A 20,520-nucleotide genomic window follows, 5' to 3' on the forward strand; every position below is an offset into this window, starting at 1 on the left:
ATGTCACCTCTAGAGTTTGTTCACTAAATCACATTTGTTTATACAGCATAATTGTGAGAGAAATATGATATGTAATCCCTAATGCCACTTTTCTTTTTATTCCCAATCTCAGGCCGGTTAAAACGAAATAAAAGGAAATGGTGTGTATATATCGAATAAGTTAAAAAACAAAGCACAATGGGAGAAAAAGAAAATGTTAAAGTTTTGGAATGAGAAGAAAGGGCTCGGCTGGGCGTTTTTAAAAGCCGTTTTGCTTTATATCCTGATGCTGATCGGGGCAGCAGCAAGTACGTTTATCCTTGTAAAGCTCTCAGGCAATAACGGGGAAGGTGCCGGCTGGCTTCTGGTCATGTTCATTTTTGCCAGCCCGTTTATTTTCATTGGGAACTTTATTTATTTTGCAGTGAAGAAGTGATGATCTAGTCAGTGTGTACGGTCCCTGATTCCCAGCTTTTCCTTATATCTTTGGAAGAACCAGATTACAGCTGCGACCCACAATCCGCTGGCAAGAAAACCACCTATGATATCACTTGGATAATGGACACCCAGATATACTCTGCTTATCCCAATCGCGACGATCATGAAACTGCTGAAGAGGATGACAGCAACTCTTCCCAGCCTGGTTGGCACATGGCGCCATAAAAGGAAAGCAAGGATAGAGTAAAAAGAAAATGCATTCATCGCATGGCCGCTCGGAAAACTGTATCCCCCGATCTCAATCAGCCGGTTAAAGTCAGGGCGAGCCCGATGAAAATACATCTTCAGCAATCTGTTCAGAATCGGCGTACAGAACACAACAGCCAGGAAAACGAGGATTTCCAGCCTGTGTTTTAACACATAAAACAGAAAGAAGAAAATGAGAATCGAAAGGATGACAATCACCCTGGTCGAACCAATAAAGGTGAAAAATTTCATCGCTGCTGTCAGCCACCCTGCTTCAAGCCCCTGGACACGATTGATGACAGCCCTGTCGAACAGCACCAAATGATCAGCCCGGACCAGGTAAGACATAAGGATAAATCCAACCAGCGAACCAAAAAAGGCCAAGAATAGCCTGAGATTAAACTTCATGAAGCTTGTCCCTCCACTTCCCCTTTTTCATCACCCTTACTATTCCCTGATCCGCCATTTTCAAAAGTTGATGAAGAAAAAGAAGGGATGAGTTCACTCATCCCTTTTTAAAATCACCGCCGGTCGCCCGACTGGATAATATTCAACTGTCCTGCATGCCTGAAGGGCGGTTTCCGTCAAACAATTCCTGCCGTCGAAGATAATCCGCTGCTTCATGACATCCAGTAGACCTGCTGCGTCAAGTGTTCTGAATTCTTCCCACTCTGTGACAATAAACAAAGCATCTGTCCCTTTTGCCGCTTCCAATGCTGAGTTTGTATAGGTAATGACGTCACCGATGACTTTCCTGGCATTACTGGCTGCGACTGGGTCGTATGCAGCAACTTCCGCACCTGCCGCAGTTAAAGAGCGGGCGATTTTGATTGATGGCGCTTCCCTCATGTCATCCGTTTCTGGCTTGAAGGAAAGGCCGAGCAAGGCGATTTTCTTCCCTTTTAGATCTCCGAATCGTTTCAAAGCCTTTTCGACAAGAAGTTCTTGCTGAATTTCATTGATGCTAATCGTTTCTCTCAATAAGCTAAAGGGGACTCCGTACTCCCTGGATGTATGCAGCAGCGCTTTTACATCCTTTGGGAAACAGGAACCGCCATACCCAATCCCGGCATTCAAAAAAGCTGAGCCTATCCGCTTATCAAAGCCCATTCCCTTCGAAACATCCTCCACATCTGCTCCTGCTGCTTCGCATAGATTGGCGATTGCATTGATGAAACTGATTTTCATCGCCAAAAAAGCATTGGAAGCGTATTTGATCATTTCGGCACTTCTTACATCCGTCAATAAAAACGGGACGTTAAGCGGCCGGTACATCTCCTGTATTTTACGTGAGGCTTCCTGATCGTCAGAGCCAATGATGATCCGGTCAGCTTTTAACGTATCCTCGATCGCTGACCCCTGTCTCAAAAACTCAGGGTTGGAAACCATCATGATTTCCACTTTATCCTTCAATTGCACCTGTAATAATTGTTTTAAATAATCGTTCGTGCCCACTGGCACAGTACTTTTGATGACGACAATCGAATCGCGGGCGATATTGTCTGCGAGGTCCCTTGCGGCCTGCTCTAGATAGCCAAGGTCTGCACGTCCATCATCACTCTGAGGTGTGCCGACAGCGATGATGATAATGTCAGCATGGTTTATCGCAATTTTGTGAGAGGTGGTAAAAGACAGTCTCCCTGCTGAGGCGTTTTTAGTGAGAAGCTCTTCAAGACCGGGCTCATAGATCGGAGACTTTCCTTGCTTGAGGGTTTCAATTTTCCGTTCATCAACGTCAATGCAAATCACATCATGTCCGATTTCCGCGAGGCAGACGCCAGTCGATAGCCCGACATATCCTGTTCCTAGTACAGCGATTTTCATGTCAGTCACTCTCTCTCTTCATGCCCGGCATCTCGTACACATCTTTTAAATACTGGATCACATCGTCCCTTGTGTCTTCCCTTTGCAGCGCGAAATCCATCGTTGCCTTGATGAAGCCGATTTTATCTCCAATGTCATAGCGCTTGCCCTCGAAATGGTAGCCTAATACAGCCTGCCGGTTGTTCAGCTCATTGATGGCATCGGTCAGCTGCAGCTCCCCCCCATGTCCGGCAGGCAGCTCCGCCAGGACCTCAAAGATCTCCGGCCTCAACACATAGCGCCCCATGATTGCGTAATTGGATGGCGCGTCTTCCTTCGCTGGCTTTTCGACCAATTTATCGATATAAAATAAATTCGGCTCAAGATTCGCTCCCTTTGGCTTGATGATTCCGTATTTGCTGACGTCCTGATCGGGCACTTTCTGGATCGCAACAACGGAGCTGTTGCAGTATTCAAAAACCTTGATGATTTGCTTCAGGCAAGGTGTTTCAGACATCACAATGTCATCGCCAAGTAAAACGGCGAACGGTTCATTGCCTATGAAACTTTTGGCGCAGAGGATGGCATGCCCCAGGCCCAGCGCCTCTTTTTGCCTGACATAATAGATATTGGCCAGGCTCGAGATACTCTGGACTTCCTCCAGAATATCAAGCTTATTCTTCCTCAATAATGCATCTTCCAGTTCATAGGACTTATCAAAATGGTCCTCTATCGATCGTTTTCCTCTGCCGATGATGATAATGATCTCCTCGATACCCGAGGCGACTGCTTCCTCTACAATGTATTGGATGGTTGGTTTATCAACGATCGGCAGCATTTCCTTCGGCTGTGCCTTTGTCGCCGGCAAAAATCTTGTCCCCAGCCCTGCAGCCGGGATGATTGCTTTTCGAATCTTCATATGCTGCCTCCCTTTCGAATTCCATAGTCTTGTATATTCAAATGGTCAGGCTCCCGGCACGTTAAAGGCCTATCAATATGAAAAAAGACTTCAGAAAGATGCTCAGAAAAACTCCATGCCTAATGGCTAGGAGTCGCTGCACTTTTTAGGCAAGGGTAAATATACTTTTTTTATAAATTGCTTGATCAGCTTGGGCAGAACCTTATTCCTTCGTGTCACTAACGCACTGACAATCGCCTTTTTCTCCTCCTTTGAGACCAGCCATTCATCCGGGATGATCGATACGATTTCCTCTATTAAAAAAATGGGGATTGTCTGTGTAAGTTCGATATAATCATCAAATTCCTGCTCATCCTTAATAAAGCCGGCAATTAGTTTATGGGTAGCGCTTTTCAACAATTTCGTATTCATTTTTTCCAGATCCGAAAGCTGCCAATTATATGACCCTAAAACCTCTGCCTGATCAATCATCCATAAACGATAGGAACTGGGTGACTCCTCACGCAATAAAATATTTTTCCGTGTCCGGTCATGGTTGCTTAACCAGTAATCAAACACAATGATACCGGCCAGTTTGTCATGGTTTAGAATGTTAGGCACTTCAGTCACCTCATGCCCATCAAGGCAATCCTGAATATATAAGGAGGCGAATTGAAATTGAGAGGTCGCCACCTGTGAGAGTTCAGGAGTCTGGGAAACGAACGTCTGCGGAATTTCGATTATCTGGGCATATGGAACTGGGAGATCAAGATATCTAGCCAAACAATAGGAGATCCACTCATTAGGCAGTGTTCTTTCAAACCCCTCCTGGAAAAACTTCACCACATAGTTCCTGCCATCATCAAAAGTAATGAGGTGTGCGTTCGATTTCCCTTCCAGCTTTTTACGATAGCATACAGGCTGTATCACGATTCGATCACCCCCGTTCTTTCACCGTGAACGATTTCGTATAATAAATCCATATACTGCTCTGCCACTACTTCAATGGCAAACTGCTCCTGGACATGGAGGCTGGCCGCATTGGACATTTTCCTTTGAAGTTGTGGGTTGTCAAGAATGTCATAAAGCTTCCTGACTGCATCATCTATATTTTGCCCTCGATAAAGATTGCCTGTTTGACCATTTACAACCAGCTCTGTTACCGGCATCATGTTGGAGGCGACTACCGGCACACCACATGCCATCGACTCAATAAAGGTGTTGCCGAATGACTCAGATCTAGTAGTTGCCAAAGTACAGCCGCCCGATTTCCTGATTTTTGCGTAAACATGGGGCATTTGCTGATAAGGGATGACCGGGAACCATTTTACCGTGTCAGTCAGGTTTTCTTCCTTCCATTTTGCTGCAAACTCTTCCCGCTGAACACTCTGCGCTCCCCCAATCACCCAAATTTCCACGTCGTCCCTCTCCCTCTTTATCCTCTTGGCGACCTCGAGAAGCATCGGCCAATTCTTACGCTTATCCAGCCTGCCAATCCACCCAATAATCTTTTTATTTTCCGGCAAAAACGGAGCACTGTTAAAATCGATGTCTTTATCCGGCAGCGGCTTAAAAAAAGAAGTATCAATTCCGTTATAAATGACATTGATCGGCTTCGCTTCGGTCAGTATGGACACGACTCTTTTCTGATACTGGGAAGGAACGATGATGGAAACGGGTTGTACGCCATTGAAGAATTTTATATGCGGCTGGAGCTTAATGATCTCAGGTGTCCTCGCTTCGACAATCACCGGACCTGTGTAATTGGCCTTTTTAAGCCATTTATAAGCAGCACCAGTGTCTACAACAATAACTGCGTCGTACGCGTTTTTCTGGATGATCTCCACAATTTCTTGTTTATCCTTCGTTAAATAGACCGGAGCAATATCCTCCATTATGTGAAGGCCCCCATGATCTGTCGTATACAAGAACTCCGTGTCAATCCCGTGCTTTTTAAAGTAAATCGACCGATTACGCCAGCCTGCGTTGACCCCGCCGACTGTCAACAGCCTCCAGATTACTAGTACTTTCATATTAGTAGCTCCTCGGATTAAATTGGGCATCTCCTAAGCAGCTATAATGATTTAATCAAGTTTTCAGATTCATATTTATAGCTTCAATCTTTATTATCATCTTTACTATTTAAAGAGCGTTTTTCTGCTCTTTCCCAATGTTTATCGATTGCCTCCATTACTTTATCTGGGTTATAACCTTTTGCCAGCATTGTCTTCACCCATTCCTCTTTAAAAACCTTCCTCACAAGGTTTTCAAGCTGACTGATTTGTTCCTGTTCATCATGTGTCAATAGAACCTTCTTGCTTAGAACACTAACTGCATCCTTGTTCGATTTCTTTTTCAGTAAAACCTGATAAATCTCCCTTGATAAGGCCTCCATTTTCATATAGTACTCCCATTCCTCATAGAGCTCAGGCGCCAATAATTTTAAATGGGACAAAAATTTAGCCTTATTTTCTTTTCCTAATGAATTCAATAATTTCCGAGGATATGGATATACACGGTTTCTCCAAATGGTCCTTCCCACGTCAATGACCTTTAAGCTGCCATCCGGCTGAATATAAATTTGCCTTTTATGGTGGTCAATCCGTTCAAAGCCAACTTCTTTAAATGTGATCAGCAGCTCTATCAATTTATAGGAAAGTGTTTCAGTTAAGGGCTGGGATTGAAGATATTCCCGTAAATCCACTCCCTTGACGATCTCCATCACGATATAATTATCCCCTGCTGCATAAAGCAGCGGAAACATGTTCGATTTTTGCCCTAAATACATGGCGTAATGTTCCCGTTCACAATCTTCCGTGTTCCCATATACTTTTATGCAAATATCATCTGTGTACCGGAAGACTGCCCCCTGCCTCCCTTTACCAATAATCTCCAGCGGGGAGTTATTGACTACTTCTACATCCCCGTTCACGACGTTCTTTACATCGATATCCTTTATCAGCTTTTCAACATATTCAGTACTCACAACGTTCCTCCTTGCACCTTTATGATTTCAGATTACTTTGGCAATAAATTTCCTCTTATTAATAAATTCATGGAAAAGCCAATTTGGAAGGGCAGGAATCTATTGATAAAAAATGTTTCGGGTTGGACAACTGTACCTGAGTCTCTGTCTCTTTTTTTCTTTGTGTGTAAAATGTAAAATAGAGATGAAAGGAAGTGGGCAAATGGCGAATTCAATTGCGGGCGCAAATCAGGCGCATTTAACTCAATATATCCCGCCGAAAGGCATGTACGAGCAATTTGAGGATGAAGCTCATTATCTTGAAAAGGTAAAAGAGTGGGGATTGAGCACGAAGAAGGAGTTCTGGTACAAAGACAGGTACCAGCATTGTCTTGTGACGATCAAAGGGTACGAGGTGTTCGGGGAAACCGCGGAATACAATACGCTGGTCATTGAATTCGCGGATGGCAGCCTGACATGCATCCATCCTGCTTACTTGAAGGAAATGCAATCTTCCAGTTTTGGGAAAGAAATCATTGCCATGGCATCTGACGAAGCTGGCGGAGCCGAGGCACCTGTAAAGGCAAAGGCTGCTGAAGAAACGCCGAAAGCTGCTGCCCCTGCAGCAGCAGAAACGAAGGCAGAAAAGCCTGTCAAGAAAGCAAAAAAAGAAAAGGCTCCTAAGCTGGTGCTGCCTGAGGAAAAGGTTCATTTTACCGCGACTGTAAAACAGTTTGCGTTAAGCTGGAACCATTTCAATGAGGACAATGATGAAGTGATTGTATTTGAAAATGTACGGATTGAACAGGACGAACCGATTGAGGTTGGCCTTGCCTGGGGATCCCATAGCAAAACGTTGAAAAAGCACGAGCTTGAGCCTGGACAACAGCTCGAGTTCGATGGAAAAATCGTCAAGAAGAGCCTCCCGAAAGGCAAGGATGTGGAAGATGAATCCCTTCTGCTCGATGTTTCGGTAGGATATAAAATCAATAATCCATCAAAAATCGTTAAGAAATCATAAAAATGGACTGGCATCAGCCAGTCCATATCTTTATTTGCAAATTCCATCGAAATCAGTCATGCTAGAGATACTTTAAAAGAGGGCAAGTGATATTAATGATTGAAGTAAAGACTTCAGAAATCAGCAACGGAGAATTCAACAGAGGGGTTTTTGCTACCCGTGACATCAAGAAGGGCGAACTGATTCATGAAGCGCCTGTTCTTTCGTACCCGAATGATCAGCATGTCCATATTGAGAAAACGGCTTTGGCGGATTACGCTTTTGAATATGGTATCAACCATTCAGCTATCTTGCTTGGCTACGGGATGCTGTTCAACCATTCTTATGAACCTAATGCCATATACGAAATCAACTTTGATAACCACACGTTTGATTTCTATGCTTACCGTGACATCTCTGAGGGTGAAGAAATCGTCATCAACTACAATGGGGAAGTCGATAATAATGATCCCTTATGGTTCAACGAGAAGGAATAACAAAAATGCGGCTCCCTCCTGGGGAAGCCGCATTTTTTCATTGAGCATTTACCAAACAATCCAATTCGACGGTAACCGTTGTTCCTCTCCCTACCTCACTATCGATCTTCATCGTGCCATTGTGTTCCTGGATAATTTTATTGCTGACAGTCAGGCCGAGGCCAATTCCTTTATCCTTGGTCGTGTAAAAAGGTGTACCCAGGTACCGCAGGCGGTCTGACTCAATCCCTGACCCTTCATCAGAGATGCTCACCTGTACTTTTCCAGGAGAGGATGCTTTAAAGTCAATCAAGATTTTCCCGCCATTTGGCATGGATTCAATCGCATTCTTAAGGAAGTTCAGGAACACCTGCTTCAGCTGGTGGGGATTGCAAAGCAAATGATATTCCTTCTCTGGATCATTCGTAATAATCTGGACATTATGCATCATTGCCTGCGGATGGATAATGCTGATGGTGCTGTCCAGGATGGCTTTCAAATCTTCTTTAACAAATTGGATAGCCTGAGGCTTGGCGAGTGACATGAATTCATTGACAATCTTATCGATCCTGTCGAGTTCATTCATGATGATCGCAAGGTAGTCCTCCTGCTTTTCCTTATCCAGGCATGTTTGCAGCAGCTTCGAAAAGCCTTTCAAAGCTGTCAGCGGATTACGGATTTCATGGGCCACTCCCGCTGCCAGCTGCCCCGTTACCGACAGCCTGTCCAGGTTGCGGATGGTCGCGTCATGCTTGACACGGTCAGTGATATTTCTTCCGACAGTGACAAAGGACTCGATTTCCTTTTTATGATTATAAATGGGTGAAATATTATATTCGGTATAAACTGTTGGTGATTGTTCACAGTACGCGAATTTTTTTCGCAAGATCTGCGGCTCACCTGTATCGATGATTTCCTGCAGTTTTTGATCGAGAATTTCATCTTCCTCAGGGCTGATAAATTCACAAAGGTAGCGGCCAACAATTTGATCCGGCGCCAGCCCGATTACTTTTTCATGTGAAGGCGAAGCATAAACAATTGATTTATCCTTGGTGATTACCTTGATCATATCTGTGGTGTTTTCAGTGATCAGTTCATATAGCTCCCGTGTCCTGTGCAGCTCATTCTCGATTCGAACCAATTTGGAAATATCGCGGTAGATTGCTATGATCGCTATGATTTCCCCTTGTTTATTGCGGAAAGGAGAATACGAGACAGCAATATCCAGCATGGATCCATCCTTATGGTAACGCTCGGTTATCATATTGGTGAAGGCTTTCCCTTCCTTGACCTGATTGATGATATGGGGCACAAATTCCGGATTGGCAAACTCATAGAAGGTTTTACCGAGAAGTTCCTCCTCCGTATAGCCGAAAATTTCCGTATACATATGGTTGATCCTTACGAAACGATTCTCCATATCGACAATAGCAAACCCATCAGCGGTACAGTCCAAAAACAAATTCAACAGCTCATCCGGATTGTACACCGTCTCGTCATCTGTTCCAAAAAGAGGAAAACTATTTCGCATAGCGATCACTCCAAACATTTCGATTTCCTTATGATTCTATTTTACAGAAGGTTTCGACTTTTCAAAAGACATATTTTGCAGGATCCCTACAAAATAGATTTAAAATTTGGCGATGCCTGCAAGCAGCTACTAAAAAGGCCGCAGCCCTGATATGACTGCGGCCTTGACTATTTATGAAAGATACGACATGACTTTTTCCACGGCGGCTTCCGCCTGGTCGATACAGCCCGGAATGCCGACGCCCTCGAATGAACCGCCGGCAAGATAGACACCAGGCAGCTCCTCATTCAAACGGTCCTTGACCTCAGCAATTTTCTGCAAATGGCCCACTGTGTACTGCGGCATTGATTTTCTCCATCTTGTTACCACATGGAAGATCGGCTTTGCCGTGATATTCATTGTCTTGTTCAAATCCTTCAAAACCAGCTCGACGATTTCGTCATCGGATAATTCGACTGCCTCCTGGTCATCCGGCTTGCCGACATAGCAGCGCAGCAAGGCCATGTCTTCAGGAGATGTGCCCGGCCATTTCTTGTGGGTCCAGGTACAGGCGGTAATGCGGAAATCACTGTTCCGCGAGATAAGGAAACCCGTACCGTCGATATCCTTTTCGATCGCAGACTTCGGAAAGACCATCGCTACATTCGCAACAGAATTGGACGGCATATTCTTGAATGGCTCCATGAAGGCATGGTCTGCAAGTATCTGCTGGGCGTGGAAGTGATCGGTCGTAATTACGACACTGTCCGCTTCCTCGATTTCTCCTGTGGCCAGCTTCACCTGGTAGCTGCCTCCTGTTTTTTCGACTTTTTCAACTGCGGTATTTTTCCTGACCGTTCCTGGCTCCAAGCGTTTTTCAACCTGGAGAATCAATTCTTCAAGTCCGGTTGACAGTGAGATAAACATGCCCTTTTTAGAGGCTGGACGTTTGACGTTTTTCGGCGGCTTTGGCATCGATTTATTCAGGCCGATTACAAGGCTTCGATGCTTCTGCTCGATTTCATAGAAATTCGGGAATAGTGCCATCAGGCTCAACTCGTCAATATCGCCTGCATAGATGCCGGAAAGGAGTGGATCGATCAGGTTATCGACCACTTCATCCCCCAGCCTTCTGCGGAAGAATTCGCCCAGTGATTGGTCTTCTTTCGCTTCCCCTTTTGGTAAAATAAAATCCCCTGCCGCACGCAGTTTTCCGATCGGCGAAAAAAGGCCTGATAACGCAAACGGCGTTACCTTTGTCGGAATTCCCATAAACGAGCCTTCCGGCATGGTATGGAGTTTTCCGCGGGCAAAAATATATGATTTCCCGGCAGTGTTCGAGATGATTTTATCCTGAAGGCCAACTTCTTCAATAAGCCTCATCGCGCTCTTTTTCCTCGCAATAAGCGAATCCGGGCCTCTTTCGATTGTGAAGCCATCGCGTTTCTCCGTGCTGATGACGCCCCCAAGACGACCGCTCGCTTCCATTAATGTCACTTTGACCGGCAGATTCTTCTCACGCGCTTCTTTTTGCAAATAAAAAGCTGTCGCCAGTCCTGTGATTCCTCCGCCGACAACCACCACTTTTTTCTCATCCATTTTCCGCTCACCTTTTTCACGATTAGTTTAAGTAGGTATGTGAAGGTTTTAACATAAATAAAGTATAGCACCACAAAAGTGGTGATTGGCGGGCAGTTTTTTACTAAAATGTGAACAAGGTGATGGATCCTGCAGTTTGTCATCGTTTGTGCGGAAACAGGGGGACAATCGCAGGACAGCGGATTTCCGAGTATATCGACCACATCCATTTTCCCCCCATTTAAAAAACCCGGTTTCCCGGGGGGTCAGATATTCATATCTCTTTTTCGATAAAAGGTGTAGGTCACAATGGTCAGGCCGACAAACACTATTGCTGACAAACCTAGATACAGCGGCTCGAACCCGCCTTCTTTCAACATCAGCTTCGCGTCAAAGTATTTAAACGGAGTGAAATACTTCAACCCATCCAGTTTTTCATTCATATCTATGGCGATGGAAATGATGAACAGGAACAGCAGGATTCCGGTGGCGAGCGACGTTGCTTTTTTCGCGTTTTTAAAGAACGCAGCGATGGCTGTGCCAATGACAAGGAAGATCAGCTGGAGGATGAACATTCCGCCCATCAGCATCGAAATATCTCCGATCACTTCCTCACCATCCGCAAATTTCTGAACCAGTCCAACAGAGGAGGCGAAGGTCACAAGATTGAAAATCACGATATTGACCAAAGCTGCAACCAATTTGGATGTCATCATCCTCGTTCTTGAAATCGGTTTTACAAGGAGAAATTCAATGGTCTTATCCCTTTCTTCCTTTGAAATGATATTTGACCCGAGCATCGCAGCATGAATGGCGGCCATGACAGCCAGGTACAGAAACAGGACGCCGTAATAGCCGATCGGGGTCGATAGATCGAGCGAACCCGTTCCCATGATTGCCTGGAGCGATTTGGGCATATCGGCCATCAGCGCGTTCATCGATTGTCCTCCGGCGCCCTCCAGACTCGAATACTTCCCCATGCCAGAGGCGACCATGAAGATAACACCGATGCTCCAGATGATGAGCGATTTCCGATTTGCTTTCATTTCTCTTTTAAAAATATTCATGACTTTCCCTCCTCCCTAGACGGAATGGACATCCTTTTTCGTATAAAAATAATAGCTGGCCAAGATGGCAGCGATGATAAACAGCACAACTGTTAAGAGAAAAGAATTTTCATAGCTTAGATTCTCTGTGATGTGCGCTGAGTCAAAATAGTTAAACGGTGTTAAATAGCGGAGCGCTTTGTCATCGGTCGTCGAGCTGATCATGCCTAGCATGAAAAATCCGAACACAGTTCCAAGAGACACCGAGATTACGGACTTAATTCTTGGAAAGATCACAGAAACGAGAATCCCCAGCGCGAGGAACATGAGCTGGATCATGAACAGCGAAAGGGCGATCAGGAACAATGCTTCCTTGTTGAATTCATCTCCTGCTACCAGCGATGCCATGACGAAAGTTGCCGCGATAAAAACTAGGTTCGTAAAAATTAAGCTTACCAGTGCTGCCATCAGCTTGGAGGTGACAATCTGTGTCCTGGTTACGGGCTTCGTTAACAGGAAGTCTGCCGTCTTCTCCCGGGACTCCTTCGATAAAATTGAGGTTCCCAGATTCATTGCCTGGATGGCGCCGGCTAGCTTCAGGTACAGAAAGGAATAGGAAAAGAATCCAAGCAATGTCGCGATGCTGTCCACCGACAAACCAATCGCCTTTCTCAGCTCTGCCGGAAAGCCTTCAAGCAGCGTTTTGAATTCCTCCGCATCCTTCGAAAAAGAAGGGAACATCGATAAAAACAGGACAACCATCGCCACCAATGACACTGTCCAGATAAGCGTTGATTTCCGGTAAGCCTTTAATTCATGAAGGAACATATTCATCACCTATTCCTCCTTTTCATAATAATGCATGAAAATCTCTTCGAGGTTTGGCTCCTCGATCCAGAGGTTCGCGATCTCGATTTCCGCGATTTTTCTCATGATGGCATTAATATTTCCCCTGAACAGGAAGCTGATCGTGCTGCCATCCTGCTCAAGCTGGTTCACGCCATCGAGTTTAAACAAGTCCTTTTCAATCGTTGAGTTGGTCTCAATCTTGAATTTCTTGTACGTATTCTCTTTTAGCGTGCTGATCTTCTCCACCGTGACAATCCGGCCGTCCTTGATGATCGCGACCCTGTCGCACAGCCTCTGCACCTCGCTGAGGATATGGGAGGAGAACAAAATCGTCGCGCCTTTCTTGTTTTCTTTTTCAAGAAGGTCAAAGAACTTCTGCTGCATCAGTGGATCGAGGCCGCTCGTCGGTTCGTCAAGGATGATCAGCTTCGGTTCATGCAGCAGCCCCTGGACGATGCCCACCTTCTTTTTGTTCCCAAGCGAGAGGTCATCGATCTTCTTGGTTAGATCGAGCTCCATGATGTCTGCAAGCTCCCTGATCCGCTTGGTGCAATCCTTCTTGTAAAAGCTTGCCGAGTACTTGAGCAGGTCCATGACCTTCATATTGTCATAGTAAAAAACTTCCGATGGCAGATAACCGATTTCCTTTTTGATTTCAGGCGCCGCCGTGATGATGTCCTTGCCAAAAATTGTCGCGCTGCCGCTCGTCGGATAAATCAGCGACAACAGCGTCCGGATGGTCGTCGACTTCCCCGCACCATTCGGGCCGATGAAGCCGAATATTTCTCCTTCTTCCACCGAAAAACTAACATCCTCAATTCCCCTGGCCTTGCCGTACATCTTCGTCAGATTCTTAATCTCAATCACGTTCATGCCAGACCCTCCCAGATCAGTTTTCTATCTCTATTTAGTGGGTGTTTCAGCTTTTTTGGCGGTTTACTATAAGTTGACCGCTACTATATGACTTAAAGATGATTTAATACGAGCAGATCAGTATTTAGCTTGTTTGCAATTGGTTAAAATGCCAGTTGGGGGCAGTTCTGTTATCAGTTGGAACGAGTTAGATCAAGTTGGACTCGTTTTTATACTAGTTGGGGCGATTTTAATACCAGCTGCAGCCATTTTAATACCAGTTGAATCACTTTTAATACTGGTTGCACGCTTTTTTCACGGGTGGAACAGTTTTATTTCCAGTTAGGGAAACTTTATCTCCAGTTGGAGCAGTTTTATCTCCAGTTGGAATAGTTTTATCTCCAGTTGGAGCAATTTTATCTCCAGTTGGGGAAACTTTATCTCCAGTTGGAGCAATTTTATCTCCAGTTGGAGAAACTTTATCTCCAGTTGAGCAGTTTTAATATTGGTTGCACGCTTTTTTCACGGTTGGACGTCACGGTTGGGCGGTGTTCACCTAATTTGACCACTTTTTTCTACAGTCGTGCATTTTTATCTAGATTGAGCACTCTTATTTTGCGGTTGGGGTTGTTCCTCCCCGCTCCATTTCACTCTTTATAAAAGGCTTTTCGCAGCATGTCGATGTATACTTCTGCTTCTTCAAAGGCTTCGTCGAAGTCGTGGAGACCATTGTTGTGTTTCTTGGCTTTTTGGACTTCTTTGTTGCTGAAGCCTTCGAGGGTCCACATGATGATGTTGATGGTTCGCTGAATGTCTGTGCCTTCCTTGAATTTTTCCAGGTCGATGTTCTCGAAGAGACGGCCAAAGCTGGACTGCATCATTTCAGCATTTGCGTTGTTCAGGTCTTCTTTCACTTCTTCTGATGTTTCCATGGTGGCTGCCATCATGAAGTCGAAAACCTCAGGATGCCGGACCATCAGCCTGCTTTTGAGGATCATCAGGTTTTTCATCCGCTGGAAGAAGTCTCGTTCTGTAAAATCCAATTCATTGAAGAATTCCTCCTTCAGGACATCGACAAAATGGTTATACAGGAACAAATAAAGTTCTTTTTTGTTTTTAAAATAATGGAACAGCAATCCTTTGGAGATTCCCGCTGATTTCACGATTTCGTTTGTGGAGGCATTTCCATAGCCTTTTTGGGCAAACTCCTTGAGAGCAGCGTTCATGATTCTTTCCTGCTTTTCAGGATTCAAGCTTAAAAATTTTGAAGACATTGCGACCTCCTTGAAAACCAAATTGACCACATCGGTCAACTCTATTGTATTCCCCATTGACCACACTGGTCAATAACATTCATCATAAAATTTTCGACAAAAAAGCTGCCCATCAAATGATCAGGCAGCGTTCGGTTTATTTTATTTTACGGATAACAGCTCTGACAGGACTTCCATCTGCCTGCTCGAATGGAAGCGGCAGGGCAGCGAGCTCGTACTCTCCGGGCTCAATCTGATCAAGGACAAGTCCTTCAAGGATATGAACTCCGTGGCGGGCCAATTCATGGTGTGCATCCAATTCCTTGCTGTCCAAAGCATCTACCGATGGAAGATCAAGTCCGAGCAGCTGGACACCTTGTTCAGCCAGATAGGCAGCCAGTTCCGGCTCAATATGAGGGATCGAATCCGGAAAAATTGTTTTATCGTTCCAGGCATCAGTCCGGATGATCAAACGCTTGACTCCCTCGAGTTTAACGCCTTCCAGCTCCTTCAGCCCGATACTTGCAGGGTTATCCACATGTACAACCAAAGCCGGACCAATATAAAGATTAAAATCAAGCTCGATTACTTTTTTTCCGTCGCTTTCAAAATGGAAGGGAGCGTCGATATGGGTGCCAGTATGCGTGCTCATCGTCACCTGGCCGACGTTCACCGAACCGCTTTCCTCCATGCTCCAGCTGACCTTATATTGAAACGGCGTATCGCCTGGCCAAACCGGAATTTCATTTTTCAAAACCTGCGAAATATCTATCCAATCTCCCATTTGCTAACCTTCTTTCGTTTTATAGCTTTGTCCTCAGGCTCCAAAGCTCTGGGAAAAATCTGTGGTCAACGACCTTTTTCAAATAAGACACGCCGGCAGAGCCGCCAGTGCCTGGCTTGTGGCCGATGATCCGTTCAACCGTGCTCATATGGTTGAAACGCCAGAGCTGCTGCTGGCTGCCGATATCGACTAGCTTTTCTGCCAGTTCATAAAGATCCCAGTATTGGTCGACGTTTCGGTAAACGGTGAGCCACGCTTCCTCGACGCTGGCATTCGGCTCGTACGGCACTGACCAGTCGCGGTTGAGCGCCGCGTCATCAATCGGCAACCCTCTCATTGCCAGCGCGCTGATTGCCGCATCATAAATTGAGCGTTCATGCAGGGCGTCTTCCATCTTTTTATACAATTCGGCATCGTGCTTGTAGACGGATAAAACGTGGCTCTGCTTTTGCCCCAAAGCAAATTCAATCAACCGGTTCTGGTAGGACTGGAATCCGGATGAATGGCCGAGCTTATCGCGGAATTCCATATATTCAGCAGGAGTCAGCGTTGATAACACACTCCAGGACTGGATCAGCTGATGCTGAATCCGGGACACCCCGGACAGCATCTTGAAGGATGGCTCCAGGTCATTTTTGCGGATGCAGTCGATCGCCGCGCTCATTTCATGTAAAATCAGCTTCATCCAAAGCTCGCTTGCCTGATGTATGACGATGAACAGCATCTCATCATGGTGGTCCGACAAACGCTGCTGGCTCGTTAAAATTTTATCAAGCTGCAAGTAGCTTCCGTATGATAACTCTTTTGAAAAATCGGTATGGATGTTATTTGTCACTTTTTGTTCTTCCTTCATGGCCAGACTCCTCCCCTTACGCTACAACCTCGCGCTCATTGCTGAATTTCTCGTACAGTTTGTTGTCCATGATTTCTTTTAGAACCTGGACCGCGTTCCAGACATCGGTATACGAAGTGTACAGAGCAACCGGTGCCAGGCGGACAATGTTCGGAGCACGGAAATCAGGGATGATTCCTTTTTCCTTCAGCGCCTTGCAAATCCTCGCAGCTTCCTTATGCTCGAGGCTGACATGGCCGCCGCGTCTGAAATCCTCAACCGGGCTGCCAACCATGAAGCCTGCTTCGCCAAGCTCGTGTTGAATCAAATCCATCATATAACGATTGATTCTCAATGATTTTTCGCGGATGTTCTGGATTCCCGCCTCTGCGAACATTTCCAAAGAACCAAGCAATGGCGCAAGGCTCATAACATGGGGCGTGCCGATTTGATAGGCACCGGCATTTTCCGCTGGGGTAAGAACATGCTCCATATCAAACTGCTTATCCTTCCTCGAACCAAACCATCCGGCCAGCCCAGGCTTAGTGCCGAAGTGCTTCGAGTTCACGTACAATCCGGCAACCGCTCCAGGCCCACCGTTCAGGTGTTTATAATTGCACCAGTAGGCAAAGTCGACTCCCCACTCTGAGAAGGAATGAGGTATGGCACCGATTGAGTGGCAGCCATCGAAGCCAATCATGATTCCACGCTCGTGGGCCGCTCTTGTCAGCCGCTCCATATCAAGGATCTGCCCGCTGCGGTAAAGCACGGTCGGCAACACAACGAGCGCAATTTCCTCATTCATCGCCTCGATGATATCGTCTTCATCAAGGAATCTGCCATCTCTGCTTTTCACCCTGATCAAATGTGTATCCGGATCAAAACCATGAATCCGCAGCTGGCTTTGAAGCGCATAGATATCAGAAGGGAAGTTCAATTCATCAGCAAGGATTTTCGTCCTTTTCCCCTCCAGCTTGTAAAAAGTAGCCACGAGCTGATGCAGGTTGACGGTTGTGGATCCGCTTACAATTACTTCTTCTGGTGAAGCACCCACAAGCGGCGCGGATAATTCTCCAAGTTTTTCGGACATATAGAACCAGGGATGATTCCCGTCCATCCAGCCGTCAATGCCTAATTCGCGCCAGTCTGCCAGCGATTCCAGCAAGGTCTTTTCTGCACGCTTGGATAGAAGTCCAAGCGAATTTCCATCTAAATAAATGTGTTCTGGTTTAAGATAAAATTCATCGCGGAACCTTGCGAGCGCATCCTCACGGTCAAGCTGTTCCGCAAATTCTGCAGCAGGTTCAAAAGAATAAGATTTCATCATGATCTCTCCCATCCTGGTCACACTAGCAAAATCGTAACAAGAACGGAGGCAAGCGTCAACAAAAGGTCTGATAATTCCAATTAAGTGAATTTTTCCATAGAAAAAACAGCCTGTATGGAAGGCTGTTTAAGCAAATCGATAATAGATCAATACAAATGTGGATAGGACAAAAATGAAGTTCAGGAAAATAAAGATGAATTGATCGGTCTTCGTTTTGTGCATTTTAATCGGCGGATTATAGAACGATACGCCCTCGATAATGAAAATGATCAAGACAATATGAATCATGAAGTGGCCGATGATTTCAGTGAATCCAAATAACATGGTCGTCAGAATGAAAATCGTCGTGACGACAAAGCCAAGGACCCTGTTCAGGATGCCGACGACAAGCAGGTAACCGACGACGAACTCAACAAACGCGGCCATAACGATGAAGGCTGCAGGTTCGAATCCGAATGTTGGGACATTGTGATTGGCAACGATATCAAGCGACATGGATGGATATACCCATTTTTCAACGGCGACCCAGCACAGTGACAAACCCGTTCCGAGATATAAAAACGGGAACCCCACTTTCTCCAGCTTCGTACTTCCTACAAGCAGCACACCGATGATTGCTACATAGAAGCCATAGTCGAGCATATAAAAAATACCATGCTTGGCAGTAACCATGATGAACAAGAAAAATAAGATAGTAGCACCGAGCTTGGTAGCGATGTGATGCGGCACGAGAAGCAAGCCAATGGTGATCCACGCTAAAATAGTCATCCATGTACTATCTAGCTGGAATTCCGGGGCAAATAAAGTTCCATTCGTGACCTGGATGATCAGCGCGAGTGCTGTTCCGTATTTTAATAAATACCTTGAATACTTCCTGAAGCCAGACAGATAATCATCCCACTTCTTAATGATCGGCCATTGCGCCATTTTCGGGATAATCAGCGTCAACGAAGCAAGAACGACAGCCGCGAGCAGTGCCAGTCCCATGAATAACGGAGACAGGATGTTTTGAATCAACTCTTTTTCTGGTGAAACCTGGGTAAACCATTTTACGTGAGCATTTGTATAGAAAGGTGTTAGAATAAGTCCTAAACCAATGATGATTTGAAATAGTTTTTTCATCTGAGCAACCTCCTGATGGAATTAACACTATCGATGTAGTAATAATACAATAGCCCTGCCTGTACCGACCGTTTGAATTATGAACTATTTGTGAATTTATTCACAAATTCAATTAAAGGTAGTCTTCCTATACAGTTTGTCCCCTCCATGTTCCACTATGCTTTTTTAACCAGTGATTCATGGGTATATTGATAAAAGGACGGTGAGAACAGCCTTGAGACAATTATTTTCGCTATTACTAATTGGTGGTTTGATTTATTTTTCATGGCCATATTTGACTGCCAATAAAGACTTCCAGAATATAAAGAATGAAATGAATACTTTAAAAGAGAATCCCGAACTCTCTTCTGCACTGGACGCGATCAGCAACGGCATCAACCAGCTGATCTGGCAGCTTGATAAGAAAAAAGAGGAATTAACACAGAGTGAGCAGCCTCCTATACCTAAGGTGGAGAAACCCGAGCTTGAGGCTCCGGCAGAAAGGACCTTCACGATTCATAATGTTGGGATTGGCGATGCGAAGACGGAAGTGGAGAAACAGCTTGGTGCCCCTAAGCGTGTTTCCATTAATGAATATGGAACAGAGTGGCATGCCTATCATGAGAATTTCCAGAACTTCCTGATGGTTTCATACGGGGATGATGGAAAGGTAAATGGAATGTACACCAATCAGGACTTGCTTGCTTCAAAGAACGGGATTAAGTATGGCAGCCCTAAAGAGACGGTAAAGCAGCAGCTTGGCGAGCCGCTTAGCCAACTCAGGAAAGGCCTTACTTATTATCAGTTCCAGGAAGAGCGCGACTATGATGTTTACGAGCGGGACGGAAGCTATGTGACGATTTTTTATGACAAGCATAAAAACAACACAGTAACAGCAGTCCAGATGATCAGCGAGCAGCTGGAGCAAAGCAAGCCTGGTTTTTATACCGAAGCGACTGATGCTTTGAAGGAAGGTTTTGAATATCAGCTGTTTGATCTGACCAATGCGTCAAGGGTCAATAATGGGCTTGGGATTCTTGGCTGGGATGACCAGGTGAGAGAAACGGCCCGTAAGCACAGTGCTGATATGGCAGAGAAAAAGTATTTCAGCCACACCAATCTGGAAGGCCAGTCGCCTTTTGACAGGATGGCAGAGGATGAAATCACATTTTCCGTTGCCGGCGAGAACCTGGCGTTCGGCCAATTCAGCAGCATTTTCGCCCACGAAGGCCTGATGAACTCGCTCGGACACCGCGAAAACATCCTGAAACCAGACTTTGAACTGCTTGGGGTAGGAGTCGCTTTCGGTCCAAAGCACGAGCCCTATTTTACCGAGAATTTTTATACGAAGAGGAAACTGTAAACCGAGCCGGATGTGCTCGGTTTCTTTTGGTAAGGCTCATTTCGTAAACTTTGTTGCTTTAGGCCTTCGATCCTGCGGGGATTGAGGGATGTTTGTTTTACACAAGAAGAATGAGTTAACTTCGGACAAAATCAGGTGAAGAAGCAGTGAAAATGTCCGAAGTTGGTAGGACTTCGGACAAAATCCGGTGGTGGAGCAGTGAAAATGTCCGAAGTTGATA

Annotated in this window: 20 protein-coding genes; 4 read left to right on the plus strand and 16 right to left on the minus strand. The window is 45.4% G+C overall.

Features of this window, described 5'->3' with window-relative positions; all coding sequences use genetic code 11:
- Nucleotides 1-193 precede the first annotated feature (193 nt).
- Nucleotides 194-415, plus strand: coding sequence for a hypothetical protein (locus EJA10_RS16205; protein WP_125481071.1), 222 nt, complete (start codon nt 194-196; stop codon nt 413-415).
- 8 nt (nt 416-423) lie between these two features.
- Here EJA10_RS16205 and EJA10_RS16210 read toward each other — a convergent pair whose 3' ends face one another.
- The 6 genes from EJA10_RS16210 to EJA10_RS16235 all read right to left on the minus strand — a co-directional run bounded on the left by EJA10_RS16210 (nt 424) and on the right by EJA10_RS16235 (nt 6,350).
- Nucleotides 424-1,071, minus strand: coding sequence for a phosphatase PAP2 family protein (locus EJA10_RS16210; protein WP_125481072.1), 648 nt, complete (start codon nt 1,069-1,071; stop codon nt 424-426).
- 93 nt (nt 1,072-1,164) lie between these two features.
- Nucleotides 1,165-2,487, minus strand: coding sequence for a UDP-glucose dehydrogenase family protein (locus EJA10_RS16215; protein ID WP_125481073.1), 1,323 nt, complete (start codon nt 2,485-2,487; stop codon nt 1,165-1,167).
- Between the two features lies 1 nt (nt 2,488).
- Nucleotides 2,489-3,385, minus strand: a complete 897-nt coding sequence (gene galU / locus EJA10_RS16220; protein ID WP_125481074.1) for a UTP--glucose-1-phosphate uridylyltransferase GalU — start codon at nt 3,383-3,385, stop codon at nt 2,489-2,491.
- Between the two features lie 126 nt (nt 3,386-3,511).
- Complete coding sequence (locus EJA10_RS16225) at nt 3,512-4,294, minus strand: HipA family kinase (protein WP_125481075.1); 783 nt, start codon at nt 4,292-4,294, stop codon at nt 3,512-3,514.
- The gene (locus EJA10_RS16230; protein WP_125481076.1) at nt 4,291-5,397 is read right to left on the minus strand and encodes a glycosyltransferase family 4 protein; all 1,107 of its coding nucleotides are present in this window, start codon (nt 5,395-5,397) and stop codon (nt 4,291-4,293) included. Before EJA10_RS16230 ends, EJA10_RS16225 begins: the two co-directional genes overlap by 4 nt.
- A gap of 83 nt (nt 5,398-5,480) precedes the next feature.
- On the minus strand, nt 5,481-6,350 hold the full coding sequence (locus EJA10_RS16235) for a hypothetical protein (RefSeq protein WP_125481077.1): 870 nt from the start codon (nt 6,348-6,350) through the stop codon (nt 5,481-5,483).
- A gap of 202 nt (nt 6,351-6,552) precedes the next feature.
- Here EJA10_RS16235 and EJA10_RS16240 point away from each other — a divergent pair, with 202 nt between their 5' ends.
- Together EJA10_RS16240 and EJA10_RS16245 are read left to right on the plus strand one after the other, a co-directional pair.
- A complete protein-coding gene (locus tag EJA10_RS16240; RefSeq protein WP_125481078.1) occupies nt 6,553-7,350 on the plus strand; it encodes a hypothetical protein in 798 nt (265 codons plus the stop codon).
- A 95-nt stretch (nt 7,351-7,445) separates the two neighbouring features.
- Nucleotides 7,446-7,826 (plus strand): SET domain-containing protein, encoded by a 381-nt coding sequence (locus EJA10_RS16245; RefSeq protein WP_125481079.1) that lies wholly within the window; start codon nt 7,446-7,448, stop codon nt 7,824-7,826.
- A 37-nt stretch (nt 7,827-7,863) separates the two neighbouring features.
- On the opposite strand, the gene EJA10_RS16250 is transcribed toward EJA10_RS16245, so the two are convergent.
- The 10 genes from EJA10_RS16250 to EJA10_RS16295 form a co-directional block, all read right to left on the minus strand.
- The gene (locus EJA10_RS16250) at nt 7,864-9,336 is read right to left on the minus strand and encodes a PAS domain-containing sensor histidine kinase (RefSeq protein WP_125481080.1); all 1,473 of its coding nucleotides are present in this window, start codon (nt 9,334-9,336) and stop codon (nt 7,864-7,866) included.
- A 171-nt stretch (nt 9,337-9,507) separates the two neighbouring features.
- Complete coding sequence (gene hemY, locus EJA10_RS16255; RefSeq protein ID WP_125481081.1) at nt 9,508-10,914, minus strand: protoporphyrinogen oxidase; 1,407 nt, start codon at nt 10,912-10,914, stop codon at nt 9,508-9,510.
- A gap of 245 nt (nt 10,915-11,159) precedes the next feature.
- Nucleotides 11,160-11,960 (minus strand): ABC transporter permease subunit, encoded by an 801-nt coding sequence (locus EJA10_RS16260; protein WP_125481082.1) that lies wholly within the window; start codon nt 11,958-11,960, stop codon nt 11,160-11,162.
- Nucleotides 11,961-11,975: 15 nt separating this feature from the next.
- Nucleotides 11,976-12,773, minus strand: a complete 798-nt coding sequence (locus EJA10_RS16265; protein WP_125481083.1) for an ABC transporter permease subunit — start codon at nt 12,771-12,773, stop codon at nt 11,976-11,978.
- 3 nt (nt 12,774-12,776) lie between these two features.
- Entirely contained in the window at nt 12,777-13,661 is an 885-nt protein-coding gene (locus tag EJA10_RS16270) for an ABC transporter ATP-binding protein (RefSeq protein ID WP_125481084.1), read from the minus strand.
- A 626-nt stretch (nt 13,662-14,287) separates the two neighbouring features.
- The gene (locus EJA10_RS16275) at nt 14,288-14,914 is read right to left on the minus strand and encodes a TetR/AcrR family transcriptional regulator (RefSeq protein ID WP_125481085.1); all 627 of its coding nucleotides are present in this window, start codon (nt 14,912-14,914) and stop codon (nt 14,288-14,290) included.
- A 136-nt stretch (nt 14,915-15,050) separates the two neighbouring features.
- Nucleotides 15,051-15,677, minus strand: coding sequence for an arylformamidase (gene kynB, locus EJA10_RS16280; protein WP_125481086.1), 627 nt, complete (start codon nt 15,675-15,677; stop codon nt 15,051-15,053).
- Between the two features lie 19 nt (nt 15,678-15,696).
- A complete protein-coding gene (gene kynA, locus EJA10_RS16285; protein ID WP_125481087.1) occupies nt 15,697-16,530 on the minus strand; it encodes a tryptophan 2,3-dioxygenase in 834 nt (277 codons plus the stop codon).
- A gap of 16 nt (nt 16,531-16,546) precedes the next feature.
- A complete protein-coding gene (gene kynU / locus EJA10_RS16290; RefSeq protein ID WP_125481092.1) occupies nt 16,547-17,833 on the minus strand; it encodes a kynureninase in 1,287 nt (428 codons plus the stop codon).
- Nucleotides 17,834-17,962: 129 nt separating this feature from the next.
- Nucleotides 17,963-18,958 carry a hypothetical protein gene (locus tag EJA10_RS16295; RefSeq protein WP_125481088.1) on the minus strand — a complete coding sequence of 332 codons (996 nt, stop codon included), beginning with the start codon at nt 18,956-18,958 and terminating at the stop codon, nt 17,963-17,965.
- Between the two features lie 214 nt (nt 18,959-19,172).
- On the opposite strand from EJA10_RS16295, the gene EJA10_RS16300 reads away from it, so the two are divergent.
- Complete coding sequence (locus tag EJA10_RS16300; protein WP_246017826.1) at nt 19,173-20,300, plus strand: CAP domain-containing protein; 1,128 nt, start codon at nt 19,173-19,175, stop codon at nt 20,298-20,300.
- Nucleotides 20,301-20,520 lie beyond the last annotated feature (220 nt).

This window comes from Mesobacillus subterraneus, from assembly GCF_003937825.1.
Classification (GTDB): Bacteria; Bacillota; Bacilli; order Bacillales; family Cytobacillaceae; genus Mesobacillus; species Mesobacillus subterraneus.

What these genes read in the sequence shown, in the direction of transcription:
- EJA10_RS16205 (WP_125481071.1), top strand. Translation starts at nt 194, where the DNA reads ATGTTAAAGTTTTGGAATGAGAAGAAAGGGCTCGGCTGGGCGTTTTTA.
- EJA10_RS16210 (WP_125481072.1), bottom strand. Translation starts at nt 1,071, where the DNA reads ATGAAGTTTAATCTCAGGCTATTCTTGGCCTTTTTTGGTTCGCTGGTT.
- EJA10_RS16215 (WP_125481073.1), bottom strand. Translation starts at nt 2,487, where the DNA reads ATGAAAATCGCTGTACTAGGAACAGGATATGTCGGGCTATCGACTGGC.
- galU (WP_125481074.1), bottom strand. Translation starts at nt 3,385, where the DNA reads ATGAAGATTCGAAAAGCAATCATCCCGGCTGCAGGGCTGGGGACAAGA.
- EJA10_RS16230 (WP_125481076.1), bottom strand. Translation starts at nt 5,397, where the DNA reads ATGAAAGTACTAGTAATCTGGAGGCTGTTGACAGTCGGCGGGGTCAAC.
- EJA10_RS16240 (WP_125481078.1), top strand. Translation starts at nt 6,553, where the DNA reads ATGGCGAATTCAATTGCGGGCGCAAATCAGGCGCATTTAACTCAATAT.
- EJA10_RS16245 (WP_125481079.1), top strand. Translation starts at nt 7,446, where the DNA reads ATGATTGAAGTAAAGACTTCAGAAATCAGCAACGGAGAATTCAACAGA.
- EJA10_RS16250 (WP_125481080.1), bottom strand. Translation starts at nt 9,336, where the DNA reads ATGCGAAATAGTTTTCCTCTTTTTGGAACAGATGACGAGACGGTGTAC.
- hemY (WP_125481081.1), bottom strand. Translation starts at nt 10,914, where the DNA reads ATGGATGAGAAAAAAGTGGTGGTTGTCGGCGGAGGAATCACAGGACTG.
- EJA10_RS16260 (WP_125481082.1), bottom strand. Translation starts at nt 11,960, where the DNA reads ATGAATATTTTTAAAAGAGAAATGAAAGCAAATCGGAAATCGCTCATC.
- EJA10_RS16265 (WP_125481083.1), bottom strand. Translation starts at nt 12,773, where the DNA reads ATGAATATGTTCCTTCATGAATTAAAGGCTTACCGGAAATCAACGCTT.
- EJA10_RS16270 (WP_125481084.1), bottom strand. Translation starts at nt 13,661, where the DNA reads ATGAACGTGATTGAGATTAAGAATCTGACGAAGATGTACGGCAAGGCC.
- EJA10_RS16275 (WP_125481085.1), bottom strand. Translation starts at nt 14,914, where the DNA reads ATGTCTTCAAAATTTTTAAGCTTGAATCCTGAAAAGCAGGAAAGAATC.
- kynB (WP_125481086.1), bottom strand. Translation starts at nt 15,677, where the DNA reads ATGGGAGATTGGATAGATATTTCGCAGGTTTTGAAAAATGAAATTCCG.
- kynA (WP_125481087.1), bottom strand. Translation starts at nt 16,530, where the DNA reads ATGAAGGAAGAACAAAAAGTGACAAATAACATCCATACCGATTTTTCA.
- kynU (WP_125481092.1), bottom strand. Translation starts at nt 17,833, where the DNA reads ATGAAATCTTATTCTTTTGAACCTGCTGCAGAATTTGCGGAACAGCTT.
- EJA10_RS16295 (WP_125481088.1), bottom strand. Translation starts at nt 18,958, where the DNA reads ATGAAAAAACTATTTCAAATCATCATTGGTTTAGGACTTATTCTAACA.